The 25,035-nt window shown below is 69.3% G+C and carries 21 protein-coding genes and 3 pseudogenes; 16 read left to right on the top strand and 8 right to left on the bottom strand.

Annotation, left to right across the window (positions count from 1 at the left end):
• Nucleotides 1-182: 182 nt before the first annotated feature.
• Entirely contained in the window at nt 183-959 is a 777-nt protein-coding gene (locus OG928_RS44875; RefSeq protein ID WP_331767785.1) for an FCD domain-containing protein, read from the bottom strand.
• A gap of 652 nt (nt 960-1,611) precedes the next feature.
• Here OG928_RS44875 and OG928_RS44880 point away from each other — a divergent pair.
• The 7 genes and pseudogenes from OG928_RS44880 to OG928_RS44910 all read left to right on the top strand — a co-directional run bounded on the left by OG928_RS44880 (nt 1,612) and on the right by OG928_RS44910 (nt 10,652).
• Nucleotides 1,612-2,781: a Gfo/Idh/MocA family oxidoreductase gene (locus OG928_RS44880; protein WP_331768335.1), complete on the top strand. Its 1,170-nt coding sequence runs from the start codon at nt 1,612-1,614 to the stop codon at nt 2,779-2,781.
• A 147-nt stretch (nt 2,782-2,928) separates the two neighbouring features.
• Nucleotides 2,929-3,747: a hypothetical protein gene (locus OG928_RS44885; protein WP_331767786.1), complete on the top strand. Its 819-nt coding sequence runs from the start codon at nt 2,929-2,931 to the stop codon at nt 3,745-3,747.
• Between the two features lie 226 nt (nt 3,748-3,973).
• A complete protein-coding gene (locus OG928_RS44890) occupies nt 3,974-4,618 on the top strand; it encodes a phosphotransferase-like protein (protein WP_331767787.1) in 645 nt (214 codons plus the stop codon).
• A gap of 177 nt (nt 4,619-4,795) precedes the next feature.
• On the top strand, nt 4,796-6,859 hold the full coding sequence (locus tag OG928_RS44895; protein ID WP_331767788.1) for a discoidin domain-containing protein: 2,064 nt from the start codon (nt 4,796-4,798) through the stop codon (nt 6,857-6,859).
• A gap of 107 nt (nt 6,860-6,966) precedes the next feature.
• Nucleotides 6,967-7,044 (top strand): annotated as a pseudogene (locus OG928_RS44900) (TetR/AcrR family transcriptional regulator); the annotation flags it as partial.
• Between the two features lie 288 nt (nt 7,045-7,332).
• Nucleotides 7,333-9,393 carry an alpha-galactosidase gene (locus OG928_RS44905; RefSeq protein WP_331767789.1) on the top strand — a complete coding sequence of 687 codons (2,061 nt, stop codon included), beginning with the start codon at nt 7,333-7,335 and terminating at the stop codon, nt 9,391-9,393.
• Complete coding sequence (locus tag OG928_RS44910) at nt 9,390-10,652, top strand: MFS transporter (protein ID WP_331767790.1); 1,263 nt, start codon at nt 9,390-9,392, stop codon at nt 10,650-10,652. Before OG928_RS44905 ends, OG928_RS44910 begins: the two co-directional genes overlap by 4 nt.
• Before the next feature lie 162 nt (nt 10,653-10,814).
• On the opposite strand, the gene OG928_RS44915 is transcribed toward OG928_RS44910, so the two are convergent.
• Nucleotides 10,815-11,453 carry a TetR/AcrR family transcriptional regulator gene (locus OG928_RS44915; RefSeq protein ID WP_331767791.1) on the bottom strand — a complete coding sequence of 213 codons (639 nt, stop codon included), beginning with the start codon at nt 11,451-11,453 and terminating at the stop codon, nt 10,815-10,817.
• A gap of 61 nt (nt 11,454-11,514) precedes the next feature.
• Here OG928_RS44915 and OG928_RS44920 point away from each other — a divergent pair, with 61 nt between their 5' ends.
• Nucleotides 11,515-12,849, top strand: coding sequence for a GH1 family beta-glucosidase (locus OG928_RS44920; protein WP_331767792.1), 1,335 nt, complete (start codon nt 11,515-11,517; stop codon nt 12,847-12,849).
• A 353-nt stretch (nt 12,850-13,202) separates the two neighbouring features.
• Here OG928_RS44920 and OG928_RS44925 read toward each other — a convergent pair.
• A pseudogene (locus OG928_RS44925) lies at nt 13,203-13,664 on the bottom strand (transposase family protein); the annotation flags it as partial.
• 265 nt (nt 13,665-13,929) lie between these two features.
• Nucleotides 13,930-14,349 carry a hypothetical protein gene (locus OG928_RS44930; RefSeq protein ID WP_331767793.1) on the bottom strand — a complete coding sequence of 140 codons (420 nt, stop codon included), beginning with the start codon at nt 14,347-14,349 and terminating at the stop codon, nt 13,930-13,932.
• A gap of 157 nt (nt 14,350-14,506) precedes the next feature.
• Between OG928_RS44930 and OG928_RS44935 the strand changes: the two genes are divergently transcribed.
• Entirely contained in the window at nt 14,507-14,884 is a 378-nt protein-coding gene (locus OG928_RS44935; protein WP_331767794.1) for a hypothetical protein, read from the top strand.
• A gap of 176 nt (nt 14,885-15,060) precedes the next feature.
• On the opposite strand, the gene OG928_RS44940 is transcribed toward OG928_RS44935, so the two are convergent.
• Both OG928_RS44940 and OG928_RS44945 read right to left on the bottom strand, forming a co-directional pair.
• Complete coding sequence (locus tag OG928_RS44940; protein WP_331767795.1) at nt 15,061-15,816, bottom strand: DUF4389 domain-containing protein; 756 nt, start codon at nt 15,814-15,816, stop codon at nt 15,061-15,063.
• A 458-nt stretch (nt 15,817-16,274) separates the two neighbouring features.
• Nucleotides 16,275-16,736 (bottom strand): hypothetical protein, encoded by a 462-nt coding sequence (locus OG928_RS44945; protein ID WP_331767796.1) that lies wholly within the window; start codon nt 16,734-16,736, stop codon nt 16,275-16,277.
• A gap of 234 nt (nt 16,737-16,970) precedes the next feature.
• Here OG928_RS44945 and OG928_RS44950 point away from each other — a divergent pair, with 234 nt between their 5' ends.
• Nucleotides 16,971-17,330, top strand: coding sequence for a hypothetical protein (locus OG928_RS44950; RefSeq protein ID WP_331767797.1), 360 nt, complete (start codon nt 16,971-16,973; stop codon nt 17,328-17,330).
• Nucleotides 17,323-17,619, top strand: a complete 297-nt coding sequence (locus OG928_RS44955) for a hypothetical protein (RefSeq protein WP_331767798.1) — start codon at nt 17,323-17,325, stop codon at nt 17,617-17,619. Before OG928_RS44950 ends, OG928_RS44955 begins: the two co-directional genes overlap by 8 nt.
• Before the next feature lie 7 nt (nt 17,620-17,626).
• Here OG928_RS44955 and OG928_RS44960 read toward each other — a convergent pair whose 3' ends face one another.
• The gene (locus OG928_RS44960; protein WP_406291891.1) at nt 17,627-17,800 is read right to left on the bottom strand and encodes a hypothetical protein; all 174 of its coding nucleotides are present in this window, start codon (nt 17,798-17,800) and stop codon (nt 17,627-17,629) included.
• A 92-nt stretch (nt 17,801-17,892) separates the two neighbouring features.
• Here OG928_RS44960 and OG928_RS44965 point away from each other — a divergent pair, with 92 nt between their 5' ends.
• Complete coding sequence (locus tag OG928_RS44965; protein ID WP_331767799.1) at nt 17,893-18,567, top strand: hypothetical protein; 675 nt, start codon at nt 17,893-17,895, stop codon at nt 18,565-18,567.
• A 585-nt stretch (nt 18,568-19,152) separates the two neighbouring features.
• On the opposite strand, the gene OG928_RS44970 is transcribed toward OG928_RS44965, so the two are convergent.
• A complete protein-coding gene (locus tag OG928_RS44970; protein ID WP_331767800.1) occupies nt 19,153-20,433 on the bottom strand; it encodes a GNAT family N-acetyltransferase in 1,281 nt (426 codons plus the stop codon).
• Nucleotides 20,434-20,854: 421 nt separating this feature from the next.
• Here OG928_RS44970 and OG928_RS44975 point away from each other — a divergent pair.
• The 4 genes and pseudogenes from OG928_RS44975 to OG928_RS44990 all read left to right on the top strand — a co-directional run.
• Nucleotides 20,855-21,163 (top strand): annotated as a pseudogene (locus OG928_RS44975) (DDE-type integrase/transposase/recombinase); the annotation flags it as partial.
• Between the two features lie 664 nt (nt 21,164-21,827).
• Nucleotides 21,828-22,655: a hypothetical protein gene (locus OG928_RS44980; RefSeq protein ID WP_331767801.1), complete on the top strand. Its 828-nt coding sequence runs from the start codon at nt 21,828-21,830 to the stop codon at nt 22,653-22,655.
• A 242-nt stretch (nt 22,656-22,897) separates the two neighbouring features.
• Nucleotides 22,898-23,584, top strand: coding sequence for a hypothetical protein (locus OG928_RS44985; protein ID WP_331767802.1), 687 nt, complete (start codon nt 22,898-22,900; stop codon nt 23,582-23,584).
• A gap of 213 nt (nt 23,585-23,797) precedes the next feature.
• Nucleotides 23,798-24,586 (top strand): glycoside hydrolase family 16 protein, encoded by a 789-nt coding sequence (locus OG928_RS44990; RefSeq protein ID WP_331767803.1) that lies wholly within the window; start codon nt 23,798-23,800, stop codon nt 24,584-24,586.
• Nucleotides 24,587-25,035: the final 449 nt, after the last annotated feature.

Genomic DNA, 25,035 nt, shown 5'->3' on the forward strand with positions numbered 1-25,035 from the left:
CCGGCGCGGCGCGGGAGAGCCGACCGGGAAGTTCCACGCTTTCGCGAGGTGATCGAGCGGCACCGCGGTCCGATCGGGTACGAGACGCCCGCACGACCCACCCGGGATCGCTCCGCAGGCGGTGGGCCGAACGGCGCGGTGGCGCTGCGCAATTGGCCGAACACCCAAGCACGCGCGCTTGCTCAGGGGCGGCTGTCGTCGCTCGGTACGACGCGGCGCCAGATCTCCTGCTGGAATTGCCGGGCGGTCATGTCGATGTGTTCGGCCATCAGCGTTTCGGCGCGGCCGGTTTCTCCGCCGGCGATGGCTTCCGCGATGGCCTCGTGCTGCTCCGCGGCCACTTGCAGGGATCCGCCGGCGACGCCGGCCAGTCCGATGGCCATGACCTGCTGCTGCAGACGTCGCATCGCGTCGACGGTGGAGACGAAGAACATGTTGGCGGCAGCGGCCGCGATGCCGGTGTGAAAGGCGTCGTCGGCGCGGGTGAAAGCATCGATGTCGCCCTGCTGTGCCGCATGGGCGGACTGCCGTGCGGCTTCGCGTATCGCCTTGACCTGCGCGGGAGCGGCTCGCTGCGCGGCCAGATTCGCGGCGGTGGTCTCCAGATGGCGGCGGAACTCGAAGAGTTCGTCGACCTGCCGAAGGTCCGCGGGCAGGAAGTTGGCGAGCGACTGTTGCCAGGAGGACTGCTCGGGCTCGGCCACGTAGATGCCGCGGCCCTTTTGCACGGACAGCCGCCCCAGGGCCGAGAGGATCTTCACCGCCTCCCGCACCACGGTCCGGCTCATCTTCACCTCGTCGGCCAGGTCCTTCTCCGTGGGCAGCCGGTCACCGGGCTGAAGTCCCGCCTGGACGACGTATTCGAGGACCCGTTCGGCCGCGACCTCGTATCCGGGGCGGTAACCCCGCACCGTGCCCGTCGACTGCGTGGGCGCGGAGATCTTCTCTGAGTGGGTCAACGACTCTCTCTCGCTTCCCTCTTGGGCCGCTGGTCTGTCGACCCGGCCTCGATGCCGACATATGTTTCGGATACATCATACGCTTCGTAATCAGTGAATCACATTCAGATCCATGGTGCCAGGATCCGGCAGCCCGAAGACCTTGCTCGTCCCGATCGCACCGCACCACCTGACCGTGACTACGCGGTATTGCTCTCGTCCGGCCGTGACACAGTCCTTGGACAACCACCTTGAACCCTCGCAACCCGCGCATGGAGCCCGGGGAAGTTGGCACGGTTCCAGCTTGAGGGTTCGATATGTATCTGATTTATCGCCCTTCCATCGTAGCGCGGATGGGATGTCTCCATGTACATTCGGCAGAGCAGCAGGGCATCTCCCGGTCCGGCTCGACTACGAGGTCCGCGACAGGGACCAACAACCAAGCCTTGCAGCGCGGTGGCGGGCCATCGCCTCCGCACGGTCCTTGCCGCCGATGGCCCCTCTCGCCAGGTTCCAAGGCAGCCCTCCTCCGGCGATGCCGACCGCCGGGTCGCCCATGGCCTCCACGTCGGTGAGCGTTGCCCGCATGCTGCCCGAGTGGCACTTCTTCCAGGGCATCACCTTGGCCGGCGGCAACCGCAACTCCCCGAAATCCCTCCGAAAGGACAGCGCGTTGGACGACACCAGGCTCGGCGTCATCGGGTTGGGCGCTCGTAGTGATCTGGTCGAGTTGGCTCATCGGCCCGGCTCGGGCTCGCTGGTGGTTGCGGCCTGCGATCGCGACCCGCGGATTCTGGCGCGCGCCGAGGAGCGCTTCGGCACCCGGGTCAGGACCACCACGGACCATCTCGAGCTGCTCGATGCCGGGCTTGACGGCGTGTTCGTGCTGACCCCGGACCGCACGCACGAGCAGATCGGCCTGGACTTCCTCGCGGCCGGGATCCCGGTCTTCCTGGACAAGCCGATGGCGATCACCACCGAGGGCTGCGACCGGCTGCTCGCTGCGGCCCAGGAGCACCGGACGCCGTTGTACGTCGGCCACAACATGCGGCACATGCCGGTCGTGGTGGCCATCCGTGAGCTGATCACCAGCGGGGCCATCGGCGAGGTCAAGGCGGTCTGGTGTCGCCACTTCGTCGGCAACGGTGGGGACTGGTACTTCAAGGACTGGCACGCCGACCGACGCAATACCACCGGGCTGCTGCTGCAGAAGGGAGCTCACGACCTCGACGTCATCCACTGGCTGGCCGGCGGGTACACCCGGCGGGTCAATGCCATGGGCGGACTGACGGTCTACGGCGACATCGGCTCGCGCCGCGACCGCACCGGGGAGCGGATGACCGAGTGGCTCTCGATGGACAACTGGCCGCCGCTCAGCCAGACCGGTCTCAACCCGGTGGTGGACGTGGAAGACCTGAGCATGATGCAGATGCAGCTGGACAACGGTGTTTTCGCGAGCTACCAGCAGTGCCACTACACACCGGACTCCTGGCGCAACTACACCGTGATCGGCACCGAGGGGCGGCTCGAGAACTTCGGCGACACCGAGGGCGCGGAGGTCCGAGTGTGGAACCGGCGCACCGGATACCGTGCCGAAGCGGATGTGGTGGTGCGCGTCCACACCCCGCCCGGCACGCACGGTGGCGCCGATCCGGTGCTGGTCGCGGAGTTCCTGGAGTTCGTACGGGAGGGCGGGGCCACCGTCACCTCGCCGGTGGCCGCCCGCGAGGCGGTGGCCGCCGGCTACGCGGCCACCGTGTCGCTGCGCGACGGGGGAAGGCCCATCGACGTCGCCCCGGTGGACCCGAAGGCGGCCGCGTACTTCGCAAACGGTCAGGTCTGAGCCCGCCGCCAGGGCATTGGTGACCCTGTGGTGAACGCGGAGGCGGCGCCGGTGGTCCTCGCCCGGGATCCGCAGGGGCTCCGACGCCGTTCGCGTGATCCGGATATTTCTTGTTCGGACCATGGCCGGCTCGCCAGGATGGATCCCATGGGGAGCCGGGCGCTATGGAACGAGACGTACGAGATGCTGCTGCCGCAGGCGCGGCGGCCGATGCTGGAGACGGACGAAGAGTTCCGCACCGCGGTTCTCCACGCGTGGCTGAGGGTGTGCGAGGACACGACGGAGGAACCGCTGGACATGATGGTCACGGTCGATCAGATGGCGGTGATCCGCGGCTTGAGCGGCGCGTGTTCGCTCGGTTGGCGCGATGCCCTGCTGGGCCGGGTGCTCGCCGAGCACGGCTTCGAACCATATGGACACCACGGCGGCCACGGCGGCCTCTGGGGTCCCCCTCAGGACGGCAAGGCGTTCCGGCCCACCCGGAAGGCCGCCATATCCCCGGAACCGCTGCGCGAGGTGCTCCGCAGTAAATGGAACGATTTTCGGGACGACGTCGACGCGATCCGCAGGGCCCACGCGGCGTTGGAAGCCGTGCCGGTCGAGGGCCTGTCGGCGAGCGATCGCGTGCGCGCCGTGGTGACGCGCCTGTGCCACGACGCCTGGGACGCGCAGGTGAAGGCGAGATTTTGCACCTGGGACGACGCCGAGTGGTGGGACTACCTGGATGTGGAGGCCGCCCTTCCCTGGGTGGCCGTCGCGTTGGGACTCCCGGGCGAACATCCCGAAAAATACGGAAGGTTGGTCGAGTCGGTCGCCTGGAAGACCGTCTCGTACTCCGATGCGATCGAGGCGCGCTCGTGGGACGTCCTTCCCTCGATCTTCGTCACCGAGTTGGCGGACGCGTGCATAGGGCTGGCACGCGAGGAGTCGCCGGCCTGGCCACCCGCCGCTCCGCCTTCGACCTGACCCGACCCGACCCGACCGGGCGTGGCGTTCCTCGCCGACTCGTCAGGAGAGGTACCAGCGGGCCAGGCCTCGCGACCGGGACAGGATCCCGCATGAACTGAAACCTCGAGAACTTCATCAAGACCTGTCTCGACGAAGAGCAGGGGTACAACACTTCACGGGGCGCCGAGCTCCACTGAGATCCCCTCAACACGGAGCCGGAGCGGCACCGTGTGACCATGCCGATATGACATCTGGTCGGATCATCTTCCTCAATGGCACCTCCAGTTCAGGGAAGTCGAGCATCGCCCGGGAGCTACTGGACATCCTGGACGACGGCGTCTTCTTCCACTTGGCAGTCGACAGCTTCAACGCGATGCGCAGCAAGCGGGAGCTCGGGACGGAGGAGCTCGACGCCGCGCTGCGGCGGACCAGGATGGGCTTCCATCGCTCGATTGCGGCCATGGCCGAGGTGGGCAACGACATCGTGGTCGACCATGTGCTGAGCGAGCCGTGGCGACTACTCGACTGCCTGACGTTGCTGCCACCCGAGGACGTACTGTTTGTCGGCGTCCACTGCTCGCTGGAGGAGCTGGCCCGCCGCGAGTCGGCCCGGGGCGACCGCCCGCCGGGCCTCGCGGCACACCAATACGACCTGGTCCACGTCCACGGCGACTACGACCTGGAGTGCGACACCAGCACGGCAAGCCCACGCGAATGCGCACAGCGCATCAAGGAGTTCCTCCCGCACCGCCCCAACCCCACCGCCTTCACCCGACTCCGCCGACGCCATCTGACGGGCAGCCCCGCCGACGGCGATGCACAACCACTTCGGCCAGGGCCGGAACGCGCTCATGCCGCGCTGGACTTCCACAGAAGCCAGGTGCGGTGAGAATCCCGAGGCATGCCGGTCTCACCCCAACCGGCATACCCGCAGCTCGGCCCTGCCCCCGGTGGAGCGATCTTCCCCATTTCCTGACGAACCCCCGTCAAGGGGTTGGCGTTGCGGGCGCGTTTGCCTAACGTAATGAGCGGAACATGAGCCCATATCACATTTAAGGACTGTGTGATGATCATGGTTCAACCTCTGCGCCGCAGACGCGGATCCCTCGCGGTGGTGTCACTGCTCCTCACCGTGATGGCCCTGGTACTCGGTCCGATGCCCAACTCCGCGGCGGAGCCTGGCTGGTGGACCCCGGCCGCGCGGCCCACGCCCGACTCGCAGATCAACGTCACGGGCGAGCCCTTCAAGGGCACCGACGCCCAGGGGCGCGTGAGGGGCTTCGTCGACGCCCACGACCACATCATGTCCAACGAGGGCTTCGGCGGCCGGCTCATCTGCGGCAAGCCGTTCTCGGAGCAGGGCGTCGCCGACGCGCTGAAGGACTGCCCCGAGCACTACCCCGACGGCACGCTCGCCATCTTCGACTTCATCACCAAGGGCGGCGACGGCAAGCACGACCCCAACGGGTGGCCGACCTTCAAGGACTGGCCCGCCTACGACTCGCTGACACACCAGCAGAACTACTACGCCTGGATCGAGCGGGCCTGGCGCGGCGGCCAGAGGGTCCTCGTCAACGACCTGGTCACCAACGGCTTGATCTGCTCGGTCTACTTCTTCAAGGACCGCAGCTGCGACGAGATGACCGCCATCCGTCTCGAGGCACAGAAGTCGTACGACATGCAGGCCTTCATCGACAAGATGTACGGCGGCCCGGGCAAGGGCTGGTTCCGCATCGTCACCGACAGCGCGCAGGCCCGCGAGGTGATCAAGCAGGGCAAGCTCGCCGTCGTCCTGGGCGTCGAGACCTCCGAGCCCTTCGGCTGCAAGCAGATCCTGGACGTCGCGCAGTGCAGCAAGGCGGACATCGACCGCGGCCTGGACGAGCTGTACAAGCTGGGCGTGCGCAGCATGTTCCTGTGCCACAAGTTCGACAACGCGCTCTGCGGGGTCCGCTTCGACCAGGGCGCCCTCGGCACCGCGATCAACGTCGGCCAGTTCCTGTCGACCGGCACCTTCTGGAACACGGAGACCTGCCGCGGCCCGCAGCACGACAACCCGATCGGCAACGCGGCGTCGGCGGCGGAGAAGCAACTGCCGGCGGGGGTGGCCGTCCCCTCGTACCCCTCGGGTGCGCAGTGCAACACCCGCGGGCTGACCGACCTGGGTGAGTACACGGTGCGCGGCATGATGAAGCGCAAGATGATGCTGGAGATAGACCACATGAGCGTCAAGGCCGCGGGTCAGACCTTCGACATCCTCGAATCCGAGTCGTACCCGGGCGTCATCTCCTCGCACAGCTGGATGGACCCGGGCTGGACCGAGCGGCTCTACAAGCTCGGCGGGTTCATCAGCCAGTACATGAGCGGATCGGAGGCGTTCAGCGCGGAAGCCGAGCGCACGGACGCACTGCGCGAGAAGTACGGGGTCGGCTACGGTTACGGCACCGACATGAACGGTGTCGGCGGCTGGCCGTCCCCGCGGGGCGGGGACACCCCGAACCCGGTGAAGTACCCGTTCCGCAGCACGGACGGCGGCTCGGTGATCGACAAGCAGACCACCGGCGAGCGTACTTGGGATTTCAACACCAGTGGCGCGGCGCACTACGGCATGGTCCCGGACTGGATCGAGGACGTCCGGATCGTCGGCGGCCAGAAAGTCGTGGACGACCTCTTCGCGGGCGCCGAGACCTACCTCCGCACCTGGGGGAACTCCGAACGGCACAATTCCGGGGTGAACCTGGCCTCGGGCGCGGCCGCCACGGCGTCCACGTCGGAGTGGTGGAACCCGTTCGTCAGCTTCGCGCCCGGCCGGGCCGTGGACGGCGACAGGGGCACCCGCTGGGCCAGCGAGTGGAACAACGACCAGTGGCTGCGGATCGACCTCGGATCCGCGAACCTGATCAAGCGCGTCACCCTCGACTGGGAGGCGGCGTACGGGAAGTCGTACCGCGTCGAGTTGTCGGCCGACGGCACGAACTGGCAGACGGCCTGGTCCACGACCACTGGTGACGGCGGCCTGGACACGGCGCGGTTCGCCGGAACTCCGGCGCGCTACGTGCGGATCCAGGGGCTGGAGCGCGGCACGCAGAGGGGCTATTCACTCCACGAGGTCGGCGTCTACAGCGACTGACGGCACCGGTGGGGCGATGTCCACGGCGGGGCCGGCCCGATCAGCTCTCCTGATCCGGCCGGCCCCGGCCGACTTCCCGGCGCGCCACGCGGAGCGAAGGGAACCACATGGCACGGATGCCGTCGGCGGACCGGCGCCGGCAGCCGACCGAGGCGGCGATGCGGGCAATGACCCGCGACGGCATCGCCGCTCGCAGGTACTTCACCCACCTCTGACGCCGCGAACTCGGTCCTCCACCCTGAGAACCCCTCACGCTCACACATACGCGCCTGTCGTGACCAAGGCACGCATGCACTCCATGATCCCGACAGTCGGAATCGACGTCCCCGCTCGGGCATGCGACGGCCCGACCCCCCGGTGGAGCGATCTTCCCCATTTCCCGACGGCAGTCCCCGTCAAGGGCTTGGCGTTGTGGGCGCGCGTACCTAACATGTGAGCCAAACATGAGTGCTACTCATATTTAAGGGTTCCGTATGATCATCCATCACTCCGAAGCCCGCCTGTGGCTGCTGAGCACGCCCGGCACCTCCTACGCCTTCCGGTTGGACGCCGACGACGTACCCCGGCACGTGCACTGGGGCCGCCCGCTGACCCTGGAGCAGGCCGTCGTGATCGCGGCCGACCTACCCGCCGAGGACCCCGGCAGCGACGACCCCGGCGGCGAGGAGTACGCGGTCGAGGGCGGCCTGCGCTTCGGGGCGCCGTCGCTGACCGTCCGGTTCGACGACGGCGTCCGCGGCTTCGAGTGGCGGTTCGTCTCGCACACGGCCGGGGACGGCCGGCTCACGCTCTCCTTCACCGACCGCGTCCGCTCCCTTGGTCTCGACCTGAACTACCGGATCCGGGACGGCCATGACCAGATCGAACGCTGGTCCGTTCTCACCGCGGACGAGCCCGTGGACGTCATGCGGTTCGACTCCGCCGCCTGGACGCTGCCCGCCCGCGACGACTACCGGGTCAGCCATGTGGTGGGGGAGTGGGGCCGGGAGTTCCAGCTCCAGCGCGACCGGGTGCCCGTCGGGGAGACCGTGTTCACCAGCCGCCTCGGCATCACAGGACAGCACGCCGGACCCTGGCTGATGCTCGACGCGCACGACGCCGCAGAGGAGCACGGCGAGGTCTGGAGCGCGGCCCTGGCCTGGAGCGGCAGCCGCCGGATCACCCTGCGCCGCGACCCCTACGGCCGCACCTCCTGGACCGGCGGCTTCGGCCACGAGGGCCTGGTCTGGAAACTGGTCCCCGGCGAGAGCCTGGAGACCCCCGCCTTTATCGGTCTCTACGCCCCCGACGGCTTCGGCGGCACCAGCCGCCGCTGGCACGCCTACACAGAACGCCGGGTGCTGCCCGCCCGTCCGGCCGAACGCCCGCTGATCTTCAACTCGTGGGAGGCCACCGAGTTCGACATCACCGAGAAGCAGCAGACCGAGCTGGCCGAGCTGGCCGCCGGTATCGGCGTCGAGGTCTTCGTGGTGGACGACGCCTGGTTCGGCGCCCGCACCAGCGACATGGCCGGGCTCGGCGACTGGTGGCCCAACCCGGACCGCTTCCCGAACGGTCTGAGCCCGCTCGCCGACCACGTCCGCGCGCTGGGCATGGGCTTCGGCCTGTGGGTCGAACCCGAGGCGGTCAACCCCGACAGCGACCTGTTCCGTGCGCACCCCGACTGGATCCTGTGCCAGGACGGCCGCACCCGCACCCAGCGCCGCAACCAGCACGTGCTGAACTTCGCCCGCCGCGACGTCCGTGAATGGGCGGTCGAATGGCTGGTCAGGACCGTCACAGAGCTGGACGTCGCCTTCCTCAAATGGGACATGAACCGGTCCTTCAGCGAGGCCGGGCAACCCGGGGCCGCCGATCCCGACCGGGTCTGGATCGAGCACACACGCGGCGTCTACGAGGTGATGGACCGGCTGCGCGCCGCCCGTCCCGGCCTGTACCTGGAGTCGTGCGCGGGCGGCGGCGGCCGGGCCGACCTGGGCGTGCTGGCCCGCGCGGACCAGGTCTGGACGTCCGACAACACGGACGCCGCCGACCGGGTCGCGATCCAGCACGGACACTGTCAGCTGCTGCCCGCCCGGACCATGGGCGCCTGGGTCACCGACAGCCCGAACAGCTTCACCGCCCGCCCGACCTCGATCCGGTACCGCTTCCACGTCTCGATGGCCGGGGCGATGGGCATCGGCGGCGACCTGCGGAACTGGAGCGAGGAGGATCTGGCCTGGTCCCGAACGCTGGTCGAGCAGTACAAGCGGATCCGGCCCGTGGTGCACGGCGGTGTCCAGTACCGCCTGGGGCACCACGCCGTGCAGTACCTCACCGAGGACGAGGTCGTCGTCTTCCAGTTCCAGCCGTCCGCGCTGAATCGCTCGGTCGCCCGTACCCGGCTCAAGGGCCTCGATCCCGACGCCCGCTACCAGGACCAGGCCACCGGCGCCGTGCACGAAGGTGCCGTCCTGCTCGGTCACGGCCTCCCGCCGCTGCTGTCCTTCGACTGGACGAGCGAGCTCGTCCACCTCGGCAGAGTGCCCCGATGACCCTTGCGCCCGTACGGCCCGAGGCCCTCGCCGAGCCGACCCGCAGGGTCGGCCCCGCATGGGTCGTCCTGTACGTCCTGGCCAACGCCGGGATGTACATCCCGATGCTGGTGCCGACCACGTTCCTGATGCCCGAGCAGATCGCCCAGATCGACCCGGAGGGAAAGGTCGACAGCTACGCCTGGGTCAGCATGATGGGCGCGATCTCGGGAATCGTCATCGCGCCGCTGGCCGGCGCGCTCTGCGACCGCACCACCGGCCGGTTCGGCCGCCGCCGGCCGTGGATGATCGCGGGCTCGCTGGTCTGCATCGCGGCGCTGGTCTACACCGGCGTTCAGACGACGGTCGTCGGGGTCGCGCTCGGCTCTCTCGTGCTGTCCGCCGGCTTCATGATCATCGGTGCCGGGCTCGCCCCGGTGGTGCCCGACCGGGTCCCGGTCGCGCAGCGCGGCGTGGTGCTGGGTTGGGCCACGGTCCCGCAGGCGGGCGGGATGATCGCGGGCGGGCTGCTGATCGGTCTCGTCGCCGGGTTCTCCGCGCAGTACGCGCTGATGGCCGCCTTCCCGCTGCTGATCGTGTTGTTCGCGATCGTCTTGAAGGACCCGCCGCTGCCCGGCAGTCACCACGAGCCGTTCTCGCTGCGCACCTTCCTGGACGGCTACCGAATCAGCCCTCGTGAGCACCCGGACTTCGTCTGGGCGATGGTTTCCCGGTTCGTCATGGGTCTGGGGTACGGGCTGGGCACGCTGTACATGCCGTACTTTTTGGACGACGTCCTGCACTACGAGCAGCTCTTCCCCGGCCAGTCCACCGAGGACGGCCTGCTCATCGTGATCGGCGTCAACTGCCTGGCTACGATCTCGACGGTCGTCCTCAGCTGTTGGCTCTCCGACAGGCTGGGCAGGCGCCGCATGCTGGTCTTCCTCGGCGGCGTCACGATGGCCGTCGCCGCGATCCCGCTCGCCCTGTCGCCCACGTGGACCATGACGCTGGTCGCGGCCGTGATCCTGGGCCTGGGCTTCGGCGTGTACCTGGCAGTCGATACCGCCCTGGTCACCGAAGTGCTCCCGGCCTCGGCGAACCGGGGCAAGGACATGGCCCTGGCCAACCTGATGACCTCCCTGCCGTACGTGCTGGTTCCCCCGATCGCCTCGGTCGTGCTCGGCGAACTGGGGGGCTACCGCTCGTTGTTCCTCTGCTCCGCGGCCATGTCCGTGCTGGGCGCGGCACTGGTCTGGAAGGTCACGAGCGTCCGTTGACCGGCTTGTGCGCTCGGAAGAAGTCCGGTTCTGTGTCGCGGTGTTCGGAGGAGGTGGCGGTGCCTGTTCCGCGTGGCTGCCACGTGGGAGATGTGACGGCGCTCGGGGGTGGTGTCGGTGCCACGCCGTTCGTGTCTTTCGGCGGCGAAGCGCGTCATGACACTAACTTGTTGTCAATGAACGGATTCGATCGTTCAGATAGCTGTTGAGGACTCGCTTGCACTCGGCGATCAGTCGGGGGTCGCCCTGCGAATCGGTAAGGAAGGCCAGTTTCAGCACGCTGTCCGCGCACTCCAGGGCCACTCGGACGACGATCTCCAGTTCGGCGTCGTCCCGGGCCCCGGTCAGGGTCGCGGTCAGTCCGCGCAGCCGTCCGGCGACCGCGGTGTTGTTGTCCAGGGCCGGATCGAGGGTGTGGTCCCGGCCCTCCGCGCCGAAGTCGACCACGCCGAAACCGGTGATCGTCCGACGCATGGTGACGAACTCGTCGACGGTCACCTCCACGATGCCCGAGACGTCTTCGGGCATCTCGCTCTCCAGCCGGGCCGAGACCCGCTCGAGGAAGGCGTCCAGGTTGCGGGCGGCGAGCGCGCCGATCAGCCCCTCCTTGTCGGAGAAGAACTGGTACAGGGTGCCGATGGGCACCTCGGCTCTGCGGGCCACCTCCTTGGTGGTCAGCGCGACGTAGCCGACTTCGTCCAGGAGTTCGGCACAGGCGTCCAACAGCCGTTTGAATCGTTCGGCGCTGCGCCTCTGGACTGGCCGGCGGCGCAGCGTCCCCGCGGTGCGATCTTCGTTCACGCTTCCATCATCCCATCGATCTACACTAACATGAGTCCTACTCATGTTTTGGAGGTTGGACATGGCACTGGACCATCTGCCCGCAGACTTCATCTGGGGCGCCTCGACGGCGTCGTACCAGATCGAGGGCGCCACCAGGGAGGACGGCCGCGGCCCGTCGGTGTGGGACACCTTCACCGCCCGCCCCGGCGCGATCCGCGACGGGCACACCGGTGACGTGGCCTGCGACCACTACCACCGGTACGAGGAGGACCTCGCGCTGATGGCCGAGGCGGGCCTCACCGGTTACCGGTTCTCGATCGCCTGGCCCCGAATCCAGCCGACCGGCAAGGGCGAGGCCAACCTCCATGGCCTGGACTTCTACGACCGCTTGGTCGACGGCCTGCTCGCGCGCGGCGTCGAGCCCGTCCCGACCCTGTTCCACTGGGACCTCCCGCAGGCCCTCGAGGACGACGGCGGCTGGCTCAACCGCGACACCGCGCACCGCTTCGCCGAGTACTGCGCCACCATGGCCGACAGGCTGGGCGACCGCGTCCGGAAGTGGATCACGCTCAACGAACCGTTCATCCACATGGTCTGGGGCTACGGCCTGGGCACCCACGCGCCGGGCCGCACCCTGTTCCTCGATTGCCTGCCGGTCGCCCACCACCAGCTGCTCGGCCACGGCCTGGCGCTGAGGGAGCTGCGCGAACGCGGCCTTCAGGTGATGATCGCCAACAATTGCACCCCGGTCTGGCCCGCCTCGGACGCCCCCGCCGACCGCGCCGCCGCGCAGGCCTACGACAACCTGCACAACCGCCTGTTCAACGACCCGATCCTCACGGGCACCTACCCCGACCTGTCGGCCTACGGTGCGGACGCCACCCTCGGCGGCTCCGTCCGGGACGGCGATCTCGAACTCATCTCGGCTCCGCTGGACGCGCTCGGCATCAACTACTACAACCCGACCCGGATCCAGGCTCCGACGTCCGAGGGCCTGCCGTTCGAAGAGGCCCCCATCGAGGGCTACCGCCGCACCGCCTTCGACTGGCCCGTCGTCCCCGACGGCCTGCGCGAACTGCTCGTCGGCCTCAAGGAGCGCTACCCGACGCTCCCGACGGTCTACATCACGGAGAACGGCTGTTCCGTCGACGACGTCGTCACCGCGGACGGCACCGTCCCCGACCTCGACCGTATCGACTACCTGGACACCCATCTCCGGGCCGTCGACGCCGCTGTGGCCCAAGGCGTGGACGTCCGTGGCTACTTCACCTGGACCCTGATGGACAACTTCGAATGGGCCGAGGGCTTCCACCAGCGCTTCGGCCTCGTCCACGTCGACCACGACACCCAGATCCGCACCCCGAAGGCGTCCTTCCTCTGGTACCGAGACCTCATCCACGCCCAGCGCGGCTGAACCGCCCGCCGAGGCTCGCGCAGACACCGTACGAGCTCCGGCGGATCCCGGACGTCGAACTCGCGCCCGAGCCGGATCAGCGGGAACGTCGCACGCCCAAACGCCCGATGGGCGAGAGCCCGCACCGCAGCGGCAGTTCATGACAGTGGATCGTCTCCGCGGCCACGAGATCCTCACTACTCACCGTGACGACGTCGGGGAGCGCGACCAGCGACTCGATTCGCATCCGGGCCGATTCGGGGTCGCCCATCAAGGACGGGCGTCAGTTCGGGTCGTACGACACGGTCATCCGCCCCTGTGCCCGTTCCAGGAGCGACCGCACCACCAACGCCCCGGGCGCGAGCGTCGCCGCGATCGAAGACCCCGGCGACCCGGGGAATCCGCACTGCCGGCACGGGGATGCGCCGCAGCAGCCGCAGGGCGGTGGCGTACGAGACGGGCACCGCCAGCGGCCGGGTGAGCCGGGCGGACGCCCGGCCGCATAACTCCTTGACCACTGCGGATAGTTGGCCGGTCAGACGTGCAGTGCGACGCTGATGGCGCTCCAGGAGCCCGGGAACTTGCTCGCGGAATGTCCGTCGACAGCAGCCCAGGGCCGGACAGGCCAGCCGCCGTATCCTCACCCGGACCACGACCGGGCGGCCGTCGACCGGTACATCCCGCACCGTCCGCCGGTGATACCCGTGCACCTTCCCCGTCGGCACCCCACACACCGGACAGGGGACGGGGACATCGCGGGTCCGGGCGGTGATCCGGACCACCTCACCACCGTCCACTACATCCTCGATGACCAGCGCCGAGAGCCCTGAAAACACCGTAACCACAAGCGTGTTCGCATCATGCACGCCCCATGATCACAAACGGGCACCCAACGTCACCACCGACTACGGAACAGAGCCGAGTCCTTGATAGTCCCCCGATAGACCCTGTGCACGCCGGTGGCGCGGACGCGGTGCCGTGCGACGGCCGGCCGGGTTCCGCAGGGCCGCGGGCCGCCGTCCGCAGCGGGTAGCCGCCCGGGGCATCGACTTCGTCGGCTGGAGTGTTCGTGGCGCGTGCCACGGTTCCTTCGCCTTGCGGTCAGGGTCGGGTGAACGAGAAGGCGCCCAGGTAGTAGGGATCCACACCCGGGAATCGTTCGGTATCACGGGCGATCTCGAAAGGACCCGCAGGGGCAGCGTATTCGTGGTCGAACAGCATCCAGGCGTATTGGGCCTCGGTGATCCCCAGCTCTTGGGCCGCCTTCACCGCGGCGTCGATCCACGACGCGCAGTGGCTGAGTCCGCTCAGCAGACGACGGACCGGCTGTGGGTGGAACTGGCCGTCGCTGTCACCGCGGCCGTGGCTTTCCTCGTAGTCGTGGTCGTACCAACCGATGCTCTCGTTGACCTCCTCGAAGCAAGCGTTCAACCAGATCGCAACCACACCCTCGTGTTCGAAGAGGTCGTCGTTGAAGAACTTCTCGTCGTCATCGTCGAACTCCTGTGCTTCGTGGGACACATCGACTCCCGATGGGGGACACGGATGCGGGCTAACCTAGCCACCGGCGGGCGGCCCGCCGCCGCGCACCCCCACACGCACCCTCGGACGGGGAACCCCCGGCGTGGCTGCGGCCCCAGCCGCCGATAGGCCCAGCTGGAGTGCCGGGAAGGCGCCCGTGATCGAACGAGTCGCGAAACCGAGGGAACTGCACCCGGTCCGGATCCAACAGCTCGATCAATGCGACCAACTCGTGCTGAAGCGCCTTGAGGCGCGGAACGGCCGGCAGGACATTCGCCGCGATGCGGTCGACGTCCGCCATGAGATCGATGAACCACGCGCGGAAAACGGTATCGGTGTCCAACCTGAGCGAGAACTCCGCGTAGCCCAGACATCGACGTCGTCCCGGTTCCCCGTCCGGATGCACCATCACTTCGCCCACAGCGCGCTGATGGGCGTGGAACATCCGCAGTTCGTTGCTCGTCGCGGACCCGTTCAGCACCGCCCGGACGGCGGCGATCTGCTGCCCGTGCCACTGCGGATTTTGCCGCCCTGAGGGTCAAGACATCGGATCCAACCACTCGTGTTCCATGCCGAACAGGGCCGCGAGCACGGTGGCCTGCGCCTCCAGGTGGGGCACCACCGCCGTCGGCAGGGCGGTCCTGCGCGGCTCGGGCGCGCCGGGGCCACGTCACCGGAGCCCTGGTCACGGCTGCGAGGGCACGCGCCTGCCTAATGGTTCCCGAGGGCGGGGGTGATCGACGCGGTCGAGGCGCCCACCAGTCCGATCACCAGGAACAGCGCGATCAGGCCCCGCCCGAGCCCGCTGACCAGCAGTGGGCGCGTCGCGGAGCGATCCGTGCCCGCCTCCCACGTGTCGGCGTCGCCGAACAGACCCTTCGGGTAGGCCGACGTCACGAGCAGGCCGTACGCCATGAAACGCATCCGATAGCGCACGATCGCCGCGGTGGCCTCGAACAGCGGATCCGGCATCCGGCCAGTGATCAACACGATCAGCCACAGCACGAAGGACACCGCGAACCACCCCGCCCACGCCAGGGCCTGGACGACGAGGGCGGGGATGATCAGGATGACGCGGAACAGCACGGCGAGCCGATTCAGCCGCCCCGGCCGCAGCCCCACCCGAACCGGATAGTCGGCCGGGGGCTCCAGGGCGAAGGGCGGATACCGGTCGACCAGCAGCATCTGACTCGCCGTCACGCGCGTGTCGTAGCCGATGAACCCGCACAGGAACGACGCGATCGGTCCGGGCAGCCGACCCATGACGAGCGCGGCGAACCAGCCCACGAACACCAGGACGGTCGCCACCAGGCCCAACACCCACACGACGATGAACTGCGGGATCAGCAGGAGGTACCGGAACAGCACGGTGAGCCGCCGTTGCCGCCCGGGAGAGGGCATGTCGAGAACGGGCAACCACTCCCCCCGCTCGGCCACCGATGTGCTGCCCCAGGTCCCGGTCGTCATGGTGTGCTCCAGACTCGGCCGATGGTCACCGCCCCCACGCTGACAGCGGGTGGCCGGGACGGCATCCGGGCCGACCCGGACGGGTGAACCCCTCACCCGTCCGCCCGGCGTTCAGGCCGAGGCCAGGCGCAGCACCAGCGCCGCGGCGGCGATCAGGCCGAGGATCACTGCCGGTGCCACGGCACGGTCGCCGGCGCGGACGCGGTGATGACCGCGCCGGCGAAGCAGAAGAACAGGACCACGCCGATCGCGGCGGCCGCGCCGTCGGCGGTATCGCGAGGCCGACCGGGAACGCGATCACGCCGGCCGTCTTGCCGACGGCGAGGCGAGGGGGATCACGGCTGCGTAGAGGACTGCGCATCGGCGTCGGGAGCCCCCCGGGGAGGCCTCACCCCTCGAATGCGCCACCTATCCGCTGGATGCGCCTGAAGTCACCAGGTTTGGAGTTCTCAGAGGGATCAGCGGAGTTCTACGGTGATGCCGACCCGTGCGAGCAGTCCGAGGACGTCGTCGACGTACGGTGTCTCGCCCTCCGTGTCCACGCTTACCGAGGCGAGCGCGCGTCGGGCCACACTGGTGTCGTGCCAGACCGGCGTGAAGGGCGCGGGCGGCCACTCCCCGCCGCACGGGCAGCCGCGCAACGTGCCCCAGCACTGGTGGTAGTGGCCGCCGGGGCCCGCGACCGCCTCGCCCAGCGCGCACACCAGCGCCGACACGTCGGTGACGTGCCGGCCGTCGAGGTGCCGGACGGGGTCGTGCAGCGGCCGGCCGGCGCCCTGACGGGCGGCGGCGAAGGCGCCCCACTCGGCCCGGCCTTCGGGCGGAAACGTGGCCCACGAGCCGGACTCGGTCGGCGGGCCCTGGAACCACGTCCCACATCGGCCGGGCCGCAGGCACGGGCCGGACGGCCGGGCCCTCACGCAGCCACAGGTCCACGAGGGCCCCGCCGAGCGCGGACGGGCGGGAGGCGACGACCTCCAAGGCCCCCGCACCGGCACCCGACACCCCGCCGGCACCCGACACCGCACCGGCACCGGGTGCCGTGCCGCGGTCGCGCCACCACCTGGCCGGGCCTGTTGCGGTCCGGCGGGTTCGTGGTGGTGGGGGGTGTGGGTCGGATGGTTCTGGTTGACTGGGCGTCGGAGGAGGAGATCATGACCGCACACCATGCCGAGTGGGGCGACGAGCCGCTGATCCCGATGCCGCCCTTGAAGATCCGGGCGCTTCGTGAGGCGGTGGCCGTGTTGAGCCCCACCTACCTGCCCGAGTTCCAGCAGGAGGAGGACGAGGCGCTGGACTGGGTCGCCGAGAACCTCCAGCCGAACGCGGTACGGCTCTTCCTGCGCAAATGGGCCGTATTCGTGGCGATCGAGCGCCGCCCCGCCCTCGCTCGACGCCTGCGGGAGTTGGAGCGCGTCGTGGCCCGGTCGAACGATCCCGAGGAGATCCGGGACGCGGGCACCGAGATCGCCCGACTCCGCGCCGAGGCGCACCGCGAGATCGCCGGTGAGTGACTGGTCCTGGGAATGGCTGCCCAGCCTCGAGGAGGTCGCCGCGGGCCTGCCGACCGAGGTCTTGTCCGCTGTCGAGAAGGCGGCCGCGGACCTGGCCACGGTCAACTCCATGGTCTATCTCGACGGTGTCGACTTCCAGGGCACCGGCCCGGGAGTGCGCACCCACAGCGACCCGGCCCGCAAGCCACACCACAGGACACCTCGACGCAGGGCCTGGGCCGGCACCGGGATGAGCTGTGGCCCGCCGGGGTCGGTCAACTCCTGCGGCTGCGCCAGGCAGGGGAGTTGACCACCGATCACGTGCGGCTGGTCGCCGAGTCGGTGGATGTGAATGTGCGCACGGTATGGCGCCGGCCGGCCCAGGCCGAGCGGACCGGTTCCCCGGAGAAACCCGAGCGCAGCGGTTCCGGATCACCGACGAGATCATCGATGTCCTCGCCGAATACCAGGGCAACGTCAAACGCGCCCACGAGCACCTGGCACGGACCGCCCTGGCAGCGGGGGAGGAGCCGGTGGGGCCGACCACACTGCACGACGCCATCGTGACCCCGATCCGGGCTTCATGGCGGGCCTGCGCAAGGGAATTCCGGCCGCCCGCGGCTTCGATCCGGCCTTCAAACGGCCCGCGGTGGCCCGTAACCAGGTATGGGAGGGCGACCACAAGCAGGCCCCGCTGGTGGTGGCGATGCCCGACAACCCCACCTCGCGGGTGTGGGTGACGTGGTTCGAGGACCGCGGCACCGGCTACGTGATGGGCCGGCCGGTCAGCGCCGGCTCCGCGCACCGCGGATCGGTCCTGGCCGCCGTACGCACATCGGTGCTGCGAGAAGCCCCCTACGGACCGGCCGGCGGACTACCGCACCTCGTGCGCATCGACGGCGGCGCCGACTTCATGTCCAAGACCGTCCAACGGGCTTTCGGGCTCCTGGGTGTGCCGGTGAACCGGGTGCGCAGCGCCCGCCACAAGGGCGGTATCGAGCGGCTGAACCGCACCGGCATGACCCGCTTCTTCGCCGACCTGCCCCGCTACACCCAAGCGCCCCGACTCGATCACCGCCGCCGTGTCGGCGACCAGGACCCGCCGCTGACCTTCGAGGCATTCGTCGACCTGCTCCGTGAGTGGGTCGACGAGCGCAACACCCGGCACATCCTCGAACGCACCCGGATGACGCCGCTTCAGGCATGGCGGCGCCCCGGGCGAACACTGCGCCGCGTGTCGTGGGCGCTTTGCGGGTGAGGCTGCGGCGGTGGTGACGCCGCGGTGGTGGGGAGGGTTGTGTCCCACGTGCGGTCGTGGCGGGAACTGTCGGGGACGACGGCGCCGGGGGTGGGGTGCTGCGGTGTGGACGCCTCGGGCCTGGAGGAACAGACTGCGATGGATGGTCTCGTGGGAGACGTACATCCCGCTGTCGCGTCCGTGCTCCCGGGCGAGCCATCCCGAGATCTGCTGCGGTGACCAGTCCTCGGCGAGCTTGACGGCGACGACGTCCCGCAGAGCCGAATTCCGTTGCAGCAGACAGGATTTGGGGCGTCAGGCATTGGCCCGGGTCCTCTCGTCGGCGGCTGCGGCGCGGTACCGGGCGCGCCCGCCGTGCCGTCCCACCTCACGATCGATCATCGACGGGCCCGCTTCAACCGGGTCGCGATCGCCCGAAAGGGCTCGTCCCGCGCCAGGCTCCGCGAGATCTCCTCGCGCTCGGCCGCGGTCGTCGCGGTCGTCGCGGTCGGTGCGCTCGGTGCCCGTTTGCGATCCGAGGGGACGATGCCGCCGGGCGACCGACGGTGAAAGCATCCTGTCGGGTCTGCGGCGTGTGCCTCGATGTCACATACGCACGTACTCCTCGGTGTCCTCGGCGAAGTCCTTCAGTGCCTGGTCGGTGAGTGTGGGACGGGTCTGGGCGATGGCCTGCAGGTAGTCCTCCGTGCCGATCGGGATGCCTTTCCCCTCGGCGACTTCGCGTTCGAAGGCGGTTTGGGCACCCTTGCGAGCGGCGAACTCGATATCGGCCGGCGTGAACATTGCGCTTGCCTCCACCAAACGGTGCAAGTCGACATGGACGGCGGCGGGCCCGAGGTAGCGCCGCCAGACCGCCGAACGGGCCTCCGGATCCGGCGGGCCGACGGGGATGACGTAGTCGAAACGACCGGGCCGAAGGAACGCCGGGTCGAGGGAGCGGACGGAGTTCGTGGCGCAGATCAGGAGGCGGTCGTCGTGGTCGCGGAATCCGGGGATCAGCTTGAGCAACTCGTTGGTGACTCCGTGACTGGGATCGACAGCCGTACCGGACCGGATGGAGGCAATCTCCTCGACCTCGTCGATGAAGAGCACCACCGTCTCCAGCTCGGCCAACTCGGTGAATGCCTCCCGCAGCGAGGCCGCCAGTCCTCCCTCCTGGGATGACGCAAGCCGGGAGGGGAAGAGCTCCACGAATGGCCACTGCAGCCGCGAGGCGACCGCTTGGGCGAAGCTGGTCTTGCCGGTGCCAGGCGGCCCGAAGAGGATGACCGCCTTGGGCGGCCTCACTCCGTAATGCTCGGCCAGTACGGGCTGGGCCAGAGGCAGCACGATCCGCCGCTCGATGGCTTCCTTCTCCCGTTCCATTCCCGCGAGGCTGTCCCACAGACCCCCGGGAAGCATCCTTCCCCCGAGTTCCGCGAGGAGGCCGGCGTCGCTCGCGCCGAGGTGCTCCACCTTCTCGTAGAAGACGAGCCCGGCCCGGGAGCGGTAGCCGGAGTTCTCCAAGGCTGCGGTTCCCGTCGCCCCCGGTGTGAGGAGCGCGCCGATCCGGCGGACCCCCTGTGACCGCAGGCGGCGCTCAAGCTCGGCGATCAAGGAGCTCCCGATGCCGCGGTTGCGCCACGTCGCGGCCAGGGCCACCACGGTGATCCAGCCCCGCTCGCCATAAGCCTGCGCCACGGCGACGCCCACCAGCTCGTCGCCGACCACCGCCACCATGGCCGGTCCTCCGGCCATGGCTGCGGTCACGACCTCCGACACGGGGAAAACGGCAGGCGCCTCGTCCGCTTGCTGGTTCTGGTCCCAGATCTGGATGGCGCGGTCCAGGTCGTCGTCGCGGAAGTCCCGCAATCGCCACGTTGGCATCGCCACCACCTTCGCGAAGGAGCCACCGCTGCTCAGCAGGGCAGAGGGCGTGCTGCTCCTGGCAACGGATCCTTGCTTCATTCTCCGCGTCCGTGCCACCCATGCGCGCGTCGAACGATCCGGCATGGGAGCTGCCGAAGACCGCGTGGCCGTCTACAATCCCTGGCTGCATCACGTCGGGTAGACCCGGACCAGATCGCAGCGACCGTCTCACCGGCGTCCCGGGCTCGCCGCACGCCGAACCACGCCGCGCCCAACTCCCGGCACCGACGTCGCCCGATGCACCGTCGCCCGGTTGATGAAGGACGCCGGGCTTTCCGGCGCGGTCCGCGGCGGGAAGGTCCGCACGACCGAGGCCGACCCGAGCGCCACGCGGGCGCCGGACCTGTTGTGACGCGATTTCGTTGCGTCGGCGCCGAACCGCGTGTGGCCGGCGAACTTCACACATGTCGCCGCGTGGGCCGGCACCGTCTACGTCGCGTTCGTCGTGGACACCTTCTCGCGCCGCGTCGTCGGTTGGTCGGCCGCCACCAACAAACGCACCGACCTCGTACTCTCGGCGTCCGAGATGGGGCCTGTGGCGACGCGACCGGACGCAACAACCCGTCCTGCAGGGGGAGTTGATCCACCACTGCGACGCCGGGTCGCAATACACCTCGTCCCGCCCCGCCGCCCACCTGGCGCGCGAGGGCACTGCCGGATCCATCGGCACCGTCGGCGACGCCCTTGACAGTGCCCTGATGGAATCCACCATCGGCCGCCACAAGACGGAATTGATCAGACCCCGCGGCCCGTGGCACACCCCGGCCGCCGTGGAACTCGCCACCGCCGAGTGGATCGACTGGTACAACCACTTGACGAGGTTGCTCACCCGGGCGGGCTTTCAAACGCAGACGTCCTCGCCGCGCACGCTGTGGTCCAGCGCGGCGGCCGGCTCGGCTGAGGTGCGCCGCCGAGTAGCGTTCCGGCGGCATGACGGACGGGATGGGACGTGGGTCCACGACGACCGACGTGCGATTCGATGGCGAACGCGGCGCCGAGCGCGGCGAAGTCCGAGTGTAGGGATCGCCGTTCGAAAGGTTACCTGCCATGGGGACGTCATGTGAGATCTGCGGCGACGCCCCGCGTATTCGGGATGACCGATGGGAAGTTCCGGAAAATATCGACGAGAGCGCCGATTCGGGCAAACTGCCGTGGAAGTGCTCGGACTTGCGTAAACAATCCGGCATCGGGCAGTGGGGTTGCGGTGCCCCCCGACCTTTGTGCCATGCTCTGCGTGTCGCCCCGGCCACGCCCCGTTTATCGCGTTCCGAAAGAGGCCAACTCCCTTGCTGTGTACCGCATTCGCCATGCCCTGCCGCGTGCTTTCGAGCACGTCGGCCGCGCGGCGTGCGGTGCTCGTGCTGCTGTTCGCGGCAGGCATGGTGTTGCTCGGGTGGGCGCTGTCGGACCAGGCGCGGGCCGCAGAGGTACCGGTCGACACGGTCACCGATACGGTCGCCCGGATCGACAACCCGACCGACCCTGTCGCGGGACGCGTCGCCGACGCGTTGCCGAAGGTCACGCCCGGCAAGACCGCCGTGGTGTCGCCGAAGAAGCCGGCTGTCGCCGTTGTGTTGCCGCAGGGCACGCCCGGCAAGACCGGCATTGCGTCGCCGAAGACCGTGACGCGCTACGCCGATCGCGTCACGGAGCAGTTGCGGGAAACGGTGATTCGCCCGCCGTTGCACGACCTCGCCGATGATCTGCCCGAGGTCCTGCCTGCGAAGCCGACCGACCCGCGCGGCGAGACGGTCGAACCGTATCCCGCTTGGTCGGACGACGCGGCGTTCGCGCCGCCGTCGAGCGAGATCGCCACGTCGTCGATCGGGCTCACGACGACCCCCGCGACCGTTGTGTCGCCGACGCACCCGTCGGCCTCTTCGGCTGATCCGTCCGCGCTCGGCCACGAGTTTTCGATGGCCGGCCGCGCCGACGCCGAGCGCGGCGCGACGGCGCTCGTCCCGCATGACACGGATTCGCCCCGCCGGCAGTCGCCGCACGGGTCGGTGGCGCCCGACGACGCGGTCGTCGGCTCCGCGCATCGCGGTGGCGACGCCGCGGGCACTCCGGTGCCGGCCACACCCGTCGCTCCGGCACGCCTTGTACCCGCGCAGGGTTTGGGCGCTCCCGTCGCCCAGCCGGTCGACCGGCCCGAAAAGGTCTCGGTCTCTCCCGCCTGACGCGATTCTCCCCCGCTCGACCGTGATCGGTCCGAGCCGGCTCACCCTGTGATCGATGCCGTCGCCGGTGCCGTTGGCACCCGTGGCCCGGCCTCGATCGGGTGACCCCTCCGATTTCCGCCCGGTCGTAGCCCATGTGCGGGCTCGATCCGAGCGGATCCGCGCCCGGACGCCCGTGTCGGCATCCGCGGTTCGCAGCAACACCCCATCGATCGACCCACCCCATCAGGGAGTTCTCACTCATGCGCAATATTGTTCGCCGCGGTTTCGTTCTCGCCGGTGTCGCCGTCGGTCTCGCGGCTCTGGGGCAGACCACGGCCGGGGCGGCCACCGTCCCGTTCCTGCCGTCGCTGCCGACGGCAGCCGCAGCGGCTTCGACTCTTCCCGGCGTTCCGGGCGTTCCGGCTGCTCTCGCCGTTCCCGCCGTTCCGGGCGTTCCGGCCGCCCCCGCCGTTCCCACCGTTCCTGGCGTTCCGGCCGACCTCGACCAGGTCACCGACATCGACGCCGCCCAGGTCACCCATGCCGTGAAGACCGCGCTCGCGGCACCGGTTCTGCCTGACGGCGTCCCTGCCGAGTTGCCTGCCGGTGTGCCGGCCGAGCTGCCGTCGGGTGTGCCGGCCGAATTGCCCGCCGGTGTCCCTGCGGAGCTGTCGTCGAGTGTGCCCGCCGACCTGCCCGCCGACCTGCCGTCGGGGCTGCCCTCGGCCCCGCTGACGCTGCCCGGCACCGTGCGCACGCTGCCCGCCCCGCGTACGGCGGACCTGCCGTCCGTTGGCGATGTCCAGAGCGCCGACAGCCTCGGCAAGAACGTCGAGCAGACCCGGCCCGCCCTCGAGGGCACGGTCGGCACGGTCAAGACCACGGTGACGGACACCGTCACCGCGACCACCGCCACTCTCCCGCTGCCGGTGGGCAACGCGTCCTGAACACCAGGTCTCCGACAATCCAGCCGGCTCTGACAGTCCGGCTCTGACAAACCCCCTCGGACAAGCGGTTTGCGGCCCCGGGCAGCAATGCCCGGGGCCGCGAACCCACGCGAGCCGGCGCCGCAGTCGATGGCCCCACAGTCCGGCGGCGTTGCGACGACACGCAACCCGTGGAAGCCAGAGTTCAAGCCACACGATACGAAGGAGCCCCAAGTGTCGAAATCCGGCCGGATCGCATTGTCGGTCCTGATCGCCCTCGTCACGAGCGGAACAGCGGCTCAGGCCGATGCCGCCACCTCCGCGAAAGACCCCGTCAAGGTCGGTCAAGCGCCTTTGTGGGCCGAGGAGTTCGATGCGCCGATCAGCTCGGAGACGCGTTGGGTCGGCGACCGGAGCAGCGCCTACCGATACGGCGACCACAACCCCGACGACAACAAGCTCGACTGGCTGGACCGCTCGAACGTGAACGTGGAAGGCGGGATCGCCACGTTCACCGCACGCCCCGGGGCGCACGACCTGGAGAACGGCAAGCGGGCATGGTCCACCGGGCTGCTCACCACCGAGGGTTCCGCGGAGGGCTTTCGAGTGCGGACCGGCGACTACGTCGAGACACGAGTGCGGATGCCCTCCGGTGACGGGGCCTGGCCCGCATTGTGGACGTGGCAAGACGGCGGCAACGAGATCGACTCGTTCGAGTACCACCCCGACAACCCGAACCTGCTGGAGCTGACCAACCACGTCCGGCCGAGTCAGCGGTACCACACCGACGCGCTCGCGATATCTCCCGGCGAGTGGGTGACCATCGGCACGAAGTACGGCGCGCGGTCGGTCGATTGGTACGTCAACGGCGTCAAGGTCTTCGCGGACGACACCGGCGTGGGGACGTCGTGGTCGGCTTACCTCATCCTGAACCTGTCGGTCTGTGCCGGTGAGTACCACCCCGCGCCGAGCGACGACGATCCGCTCACGTTCGCCGCCGACTACGTTCGCGTCTACCGGTAATCACGCCCGGCCGCGCGAAGCCCCACCGCGCTCACCGACCCGGTCCTCGCGTACCGAGCCCCGAGGTGGCCGGAGTTCCAACACCGCGGTGGGGCTTCGCGGCTCGTGTCCTTTCGAGGATCGAGGATGCTCGACCCGGCCGTCGCGGGTTGGGCGCACAGACGGTGGCCGGCTGAGCGGGCGAGAGGCTCGGGCGCCCGTCGCGCGGGTACCAGTCGGCGAAGTCCTCGTCGCACCACAGGCCCTCCATCGGGTCTCTCATCCACATCGCTGTCGTACCACCGGGGTCGCTCGCTCGCGCGACCTGCGTAGTCAAGGACGGGATCTGCACGCCCCGCGTTCCCCGGACCTACCGGTGCGTTCATCATGCTCGGTTAACCGCCACAACCTTGGCCGGCCACCCGGATGCTGATGCAGTCACCCGTAGGGGGCCGCACCAGACGGCGATC

It is taken from the genome of Embleya sp. NBC_00896 (assembly GCF_045207785.1).
Taxonomy (GTDB): Bacteria; Actinomycetota; Actinomycetes; order Streptomycetales; family Streptomycetaceae; genus Embleya.